This window comes from Cellvibrio sp. (genome assembly GCF_053579595.1).
On record NZ_JBRFPI010000277.1, the window covers coordinates 1 to 6131 of the forward strand.

At 45.6% G+C, this 6131-nt stretch carries 7 protein-coding genes and 1 pseudogene; 3 read left to right on the top strand and 5 right to left on the bottom strand.

Features of this window, described 5'->3' with window-relative positions; translation table 11 throughout:
- Positions 1–86 precede the first annotated feature (86 nt).
- Both ACWA6V_RS15515 and ACWA6V_RS15520 read right to left on the bottom strand, forming a co-directional pair.
- Positions 87–755 carry a cupin domain-containing protein gene (locus ACWA6V_RS15515; protein ID WP_449523340.1) on the bottom strand — a complete coding sequence of 223 codons (669 nt, stop codon included), beginning with the start codon at positions 753–755 and terminating at the stop codon, positions 87–89.
- Between the two features lie 3 nt (positions 756–758).
- Positions 759–1412, bottom strand: a complete 654-nt coding sequence (locus tag ACWA6V_RS15520) for a DsbA family oxidoreductase (RefSeq protein WP_449523341.1) — start codon at positions 1410–1412, stop codon at positions 759–761.
- A 209-nt stretch (positions 1413–1621) separates the two neighbouring features.
- Here ACWA6V_RS15520 and ACWA6V_RS15525 point away from each other — a divergent pair, with 209 nt between their 5' ends.
- The 3 genes from ACWA6V_RS15525 (at position 1622) to ACWA6V_RS15535 (ending at position 3481) form a co-directional block, all read left to right on the top strand.
- Complete coding sequence (locus ACWA6V_RS15525; RefSeq protein ID WP_449523342.1) at positions 1622–2587, top strand: DUF4238 domain-containing protein; 966 nt, start codon at positions 1622–1624, stop codon at positions 2585–2587.
- Positions 2588–2847: 260 nt separating this feature from the next.
- Positions 2848–3300, top strand: coding sequence for a Tse2 family ADP-ribosyltransferase toxin (locus tag ACWA6V_RS15530; protein WP_449523343.1), 453 nt, complete (start codon positions 2848–2850; stop codon positions 3298–3300).
- Positions 3290–3481, top strand: coding sequence for a hypothetical protein (locus tag ACWA6V_RS15535; protein ID WP_449523344.1), 192 nt, complete (start codon positions 3290–3292; stop codon positions 3479–3481). The genes ACWA6V_RS15530 and ACWA6V_RS15535 overlap by 11 nt, the downstream gene beginning before the upstream one ends.
- A 133-nt stretch (positions 3482–3614) precedes the next feature.
- Here the strand turns inward: ACWA6V_RS15535 and ACWA6V_RS15540 are convergent, their stop codons facing one another.
- The 3 genes and pseudogenes from ACWA6V_RS15540 to ACWA6V_RS15550 form a co-directional block, all read right to left on the bottom strand.
- Positions 3615–5003 (bottom strand): 8-oxoguanine deaminase, encoded by a 1389-nt coding sequence (locus ACWA6V_RS15540; RefSeq protein ID WP_449523345.1) that lies wholly within the window; start codon positions 5001–5003, stop codon positions 3615–3617.
- Positions 5004–5032: 29 nt separating this feature from the next.
- Entirely contained in the window at positions 5033–5857 is an 825-nt protein-coding gene (locus ACWA6V_RS15545) for a TetR family transcriptional regulator C-terminal domain-containing protein (RefSeq protein ID WP_449523346.1), read from the bottom strand.
- 90 nt (positions 5858–5947) lie between these two features.
- A pseudogene (locus ACWA6V_RS15550) lies at positions 5948–6131 on the bottom strand (BMP family ABC transporter substrate-binding protein); the annotation flags it as partial.

The following is a 6131-nucleotide window of genomic DNA, read 5'->3' on the forward strand; positions in this document are numbered from 1 at the left end:
TTATTGCATAGGTTGGCTATAAAAAATCCCGCACACATTACCGCGAGCGGGATTTTTTTACTTTGGGGCTTATGTAAAAATCCAGGCTATAAAAACAAATGCCCCGTCTTCACATAAATCAATGCTCCATCTTCTTTGGTGAAGGGTTGGTGTTGGCTTAGGTGAGGGCTACGGAGCCATGAGCCTTTCGGATATTGGCCGTGCTCGTCATGAAATGTCCCTTCCAATACAAATATTTCTTCTCCGCCCCAATGTCTGTGGCTGCTGAATTGCGTATTCGGCGCCCATTTTACCAAGGCGATGTGTTCGCCTTCGAAATCATGCAGTGGCATTACGCTTAATCCATCGACTAACCCTTGGCGCCATGCGGTTGTTTGTGTGTCGATGACTGTTTGTGTTGTATCGGCTGCGTTGAATTGTTGCAGTTTGACAAAAATAATTGCGCCTTCTTTGCCAATCTTCGGTGTGTGCGATGTCCCTATAGGATTTCTCACATAACTGCCTTTTGGGTAGCTGCCATTCTCATCGGAAAAAACGCCATCGAGCACAAAGAATTCTTCTCCACCTGAATGCGTGTGCGCCGAGAATTCACTAAAAGGTGCATAGCGAACAATCGATGTCGCGCGCGCAACTTCATCGCCAATCCGGTCGAGCATCATGCGCTCAACACCGGCCATGGGCGATGCAACCCAGCGATAATCATCAGGCCGAATCACGATGCGTTGTGAAAAATCTGCATTGAGTCGATTGGTCATTGCTTAACTATTCTCTTGCATTATCTGCGTCAGGATTTGTTTGCAATTCTCAGTGCCTTGCGCCCCCGTCACCAAGTGGCGGCGGTTAAATACGACTGCTGGTACACCACGGATGCCTGCATCGATCCAAAACTTTTCGGCAGCGCGCACGTCATTGGCAAAACGTTGATCCTGCAATACGGCCAAGGCTTCGTCTCGCGCCAAGCCAATTTCGGCTGCTATATCCGCCAGCACTTGATCGTCCGATAAATTTCGGCGATGGGTAAAATGCGCTGTAAAAAACGCTTGCTTCAAATCCTGCTTGCGCCCTTGTTGATCTGCCCAATGCAGTAGTTGATGCACATTAAATGTGTTGTGCATGCGCATATCATCGGTAAAGCAAAACTCAAATCCCAACTCGGCACCTACCGCCGTTATATGGTTTCGGTTCGCGTCTGATTGCTCTTTGGTCGAGCCATATTTCTCTGCCAAATGCTCACGCAAATTTTGGCCTTCTGCGGGCATATCGGGGTTTAGCTCGAAGGGCTGCCAGTGAAGTTCATAGGGTATTGCAGTTTCTGCGTGGGCGCGCTCCAACTGCCGGTAGCCAATAATGCACCAGGGGCAGACAACATCGGACACTATGTCTATACGGAGTTTGTTTGGGGTGGTGGTCATGGGGGAGGCCTGTGTGGTGAGCTGTTTTAATTGTAAACCCTACCGATACTGAATTTGGTGTAATCTTTGGTAATTGTTTAATTTAGTTTTAGTTGGTATTGCTGGGTGTGAGTCGGGCGGGCGCTTCGCGAAGCAATCTGTTTTAGATAACTTAATCATCCCATATGGTTTTTTAAGTTTGGAAAATTCTATAGGTTCAATGAGTTGATATGGCACACGATCACTATGTATCACAGACATATTTATCAAACTTTTCAAATGATGCAGGTTTTTTAATGCCATATTACAAGAGAGGCCATATTACACAAGGAAAGCAGAAACCTACCTCTTCGGTTTGTTTTGAAATCGATGGTGATTCAAATAGACTATTTTCAGATCCACGCATTGTCGATGAGTATTTAAGGTTATTTGAGAATAACTGGGCTACAAGTGTGTCCGCGTTAAAGAATATGCAAGGAGATTTAGATACTAAATATGCTATAGCGGGATATATTTCGTTTCTTCAGCGATGTACTCCCACCGCGAAGAGGTTGGCACAAAATTACCTAACACATGATATTCAGCCATTAATTGAAGGAATAATTAAAGAGCGTATAGGTGATTCAAAATTAGAGCCTGATATACGCAACCTGTTCGAGCAGCATCAAAATGAAAGATGTATTGAGGTTGAGATAACGCCTGAGTATGCACATGCAATGGCTATTAATGCACTTGTAAATGGAGCAAATAGTTTATTTTGCTCTCACTGGCTTGTTTTATTTAATAATACTGAAATTCCTTTCATTACTAGTGATAATCCAGTTGTTTTGTATTATGAGAATCATAATAGCTGCATCGCTAAAACATTCGTACCGCTTTCTCCTTCTTTAGGTGTGTTGATTACCCCCTTTTATATTTCCGAGCCGCCCTCGAAAATCGACATGCAAGAGTTTAATCATAAAAATGATCTGAATCGAGAAATTAAGGAAGAGTATGTCTATATGTTCAACGAGTTGATAGTGCGTTCAGCTGAGAAATTAGTTCTACATAGTGAAAAAAAGGAGTGGCTATCAACGATGGTTGAAAAAAATAAAACATGGCGCATGGAAGCAGTAGCGTCGGAAATTAATTCTGAAAATTCAGTCATAACAAAATATAACGTGCGAGCTATTGATACAGGAGTGGCTAACTCTTAACTTCGTTCCTCAGCATGCGCTGCCAGCGTCAACCTACATTGCCATCTGCCTCAATCGTTTCGCCGCAATCCGCTTTGTAAGTGTTTAGTTGTGATAGGTCTCAGAAAATATAATTGGTGGCATCTTAATTGCTCTGATTGTTACAGTAGGGGATTTTCTGATTGATTTGGTCGCAAAAAGAACTAATAATTTCTCGGGGTCTGGAGATGCCTCTATATCTGGATGCAATTTATATAGCTTTTATAGGAAAGGATTAAGCCATGAGTCACACGATTGTTGAAATGTATGTGAAAGTTGTGCCTGTGAACTTGTATCGCAACGGGGCTAAGAATAGTCCGCAATTACACAAGTTACGCACTATGCCGCCCAGAACCTTGGAGCAAAGTTTTGATATTCAAATCTACAAAAAGAATGGAATGGATTACGTTTCAAAAGATACAGGCGGAATATCTACATTTGATCGGGAGAAGCCTGCATTTGGCGGGTTTTGGTGGAAGATTCCCAAGGGTACAAAAATTCCTCCCGGACTGAGGGTTAGTATGGATTTTAATCCCAAACCATCAGCAAACCCTACCCATTACACAATCAGGCCGCTATACGATATGCCACTGATGCAATATATTTCTTTGCTGGAAGAGCTTTCTGTTTCGGCAGAGCGAATGTTTGATGTCGCGAATAACAATTATGCTAAAGGGCGTTCAAATGAATCTTGAAGCTAAAGAACATAGACTGGTAATTCTTGGTCTAAAAAAATTACTCGAAGATACCATCGAAAAAATGAACGCTCTCTCTGATGAAGATGATGAACGGGTTCATTTATCTAATGATGCAATGCTCATTGATACAATGATTGAAGGATTTGAAGAAGAGTACAGGTTGCGCTTCGAAAAGTAATAATTCGCAACTCCAAAAATCAAAAAAATACAGATGTTTTGATTTTGGCGGTTGCGGAAATATGGTCATGTTGGGGGTCGTTCCTCGCAGCCATTAACCTACGGCGGCTTGCTTCGCGAAGCCGCCCTACATTTTAATGTGCAGCCATCTCTCTTAATCTCTTCGCCGCAATCCCATGCCGTGCCATCACATCATTAATATCCACATCCACCATTTCCCCGTTTTTCAATTTCCATTCACCCGCAACCATCACGTAATCCGCTTTGTGGGCGCCGCATAAAATTAATGCGGCGAGTGGGTCGCCGTGGCCGGAGAAGCGGGGTTGGTTTAGGGAAAATAGTGCGAGGTCGGCTTTTTTGCCGACGGCGAGTTCGCCGAGTTCGGGGCGGTGTAATAATTTTGCGCTGCCAGAGGTGGCGAGTTGTAGTGCATCGATATGCGTGAAATTGGCGGAGCCGTAGCGGAGTTTTTGTAGCAGCATGGCTTGGCGAACTTCTTGAATCATATTGGAGCCGTCATTGGATGCGGAGCCGTCTACACCTAAGCCGACTGGTGCGCCTGCGCGTTGTAAATCGCGGGTGTGGCACATGCCGGAGGCGAGGAGCATGTTGGAGGTGGGGCAGTGGCAGACGCCGACGCAGGCGTGGCCGAGGCGTGCGATTTCTTCTTCATTAAAATGAATGCCGTGGGCGAGCCAAACGCGGTTGTTTAACCAACCTACATCATCCAGATAATCCACCGGGCGCATACCAAATTGTTTCAGGCAGAAATTATTTTCATCTTCGGTTTCACCCAGATGGGTGTGCAGCAACACATCTTTTTGTTGCGCGAGCACAGCGGTTGCACGCATTAAATCTGGCGTTACAGAAAAAGGTGAGCAAGGAGCAAGTGCGATTTTGCAAAAGGAATCTTCGCTGGTGTCGTGATAGCTATTAATCAAACGCTCGCTTTCGCTGAGGATTTTTTCATCGCTCTCCACCACCGAATCCGGCGGCAAACCACCTTTGGATTGGCCGAGACTCATTGAGCCGCGTGTTAAGGTTACGCGGTTGCCAATGGTTTTGGCGGCGGCAACTTGCGCATCAATCGCGTGCGGCATAATGCTGCTGAATACATAGTGGTGATCGGCGGCGGTGGTGCAACCTGACAGCAATAATTCGCTTAACGCTAATTGCGTGGACGCAAAAATCGCCTCGTCATTTAAATTTGACCAGACGGGATAGAGTGCTTGCAGCCAGGGAAATAATTCTTTGTTAAGTGCGCTGGGCAACGCGCGGGTAAGTGTTTGGTAAAAATGGTGATGGCAATTGATCAGACCCGGCAAAACCACATGGTCAGAGGCATCGAAACTGTAATCATAAATACTGTCGGGCGATTTTCCTGCGGCAACCAATTCGATAATGTTATTGCCTTGAATCACCAGGCCATTGGTGGCGTCTTGTGAATTACCTGTCCAACAGGCGCGCGGATTTTTAATCCAGATGGCAGCACTGCGTGTGCTGCCGTGGGTAGAAGATGTCATTGGGGTTTACTACTTGTTGCAGTGAGATGTTATGCGGCAGGAGGTTCTGTCGCGGGTGGTTTTAGGCCGCAGCCTTTTAAAATCATCTGGCTTAAAAAATCGGAAATGTCTTTGATCATATCCGGCTCATATTCCGCGCGGTTCATCACCGTAAGGATTTTTACATCGAAATCGGCGTAGTGTTGGGTCGATGACCAGATTAAAAAAATCAAATGCATAGGATCGACCTTATCCATGCGCCCGAGTTCAATCCACTGTTCAATGATTTGCGCTTTGCGGCGCACGAACTGGCGCATCTCGGTGCGGATATAACCTTTTAAGTGTGGCGCGCCCTGAATCATTTCCATCGCGTAAAGTTTGGAGGCGCGTGGATGGGTGTAGGAGAGTTCTACTTTTTTGCGGATAAAGCGATCCAGCACTTCGGCAGGATCATCATCGACAGTAATTTCACCGAGCAGGTCATTCCACAGGGTAATAATATTGTCGAGCACCGCTACGTACAAATTGGTTTTACTTTTAAAGTAGTAATGCACATTGGCTTTGGGGATGCCCGCGCGGTCGGCAATGTTTTGGATGCTCGCGCCGCGAAAGCCATTGTGTACAAATTCTTCCTCTGCCGCGTTAATAATATTGGTGAGGTTGCGGTCGCGGATTTTGCCCGGTTTATATTTTCCGGTCGGCGTTTCAGTCGGATTAAAATCCGTTGCTGCTTCTGCTTTTTTAGTCGCCATAGTTTTCACCGCCGCACTCTTACTGGTAGGAATGGCTTTGTTGGTCGTTGTCGTTTTGTTGCTGGATGTCGCTACTGCACTGTTTACGCTTGCTGTTTTTACCGCTGTGGTCTTAGTTGCCATTGTTATTGTTTCTCGCGTTAAAGTGCGGCTGTGTGCGAATAACTAATCAAGTTTATTAATAGCTACGTCGATACAGCCGCGTCGTTAGTGTTACTGCGGAATCTTCCCTTCGATACCTTTTACATACCAATTTTGCTGATGTAATTCTTCATCGCTCAGGGTTTTCCCTTCGGCGACTTTCAGCGTGCCTGCCTGATCGTAAATTGGGCCTTGATAGACAGCGCGTTTGCCCGCAATCATCTCCATTTTATACGCATCTACTTTGGCGACAACC

Coding starts and splice junctions, on each gene's coding strand:
- ACWA6V_RS15530 (WP_449523343.1), top strand. CDS start 2,848: ATGAGTCACACGATTGTTGAAATGTATGTGAAAGTTGTGCCTGTGAAC.
- ACWA6V_RS15545 (WP_449523346.1), bottom strand. CDS start 5,857: ATGGCAACTAAGACCACAGCGGTAAAAACAGCAAGCGTAAACAGTGCA.
- ACWA6V_RS15540 (WP_449523345.1), bottom strand. CDS start 5,003: ATGACATCTTCTACCCACGGCAGCACACGCAGTGCTGCCATCTGGATT.
- ACWA6V_RS15515 (WP_449523340.1), bottom strand. CDS start 755: ATGACCAATCGACTCAATGCAGATTTTTCACAACGCATCGTGATTCGG.
- ACWA6V_RS15520 (WP_449523341.1), bottom strand. CDS start 1,412: ATGACCACCACCCCAAACAAACTCCGTATAGACATAGTGTCCGATGTT.
- ACWA6V_RS15525 (WP_449523342.1), top strand. CDS start 1,622: ATGGCACACGATCACTATGTATCACAGACATATTTATCAAACTTTTCA.
- ACWA6V_RS15535 (WP_449523344.1), top strand. CDS start 3,290: ATGAATCTTGAAGCTAAAGAACATAGACTGGTAATTCTTGGTCTAAAA.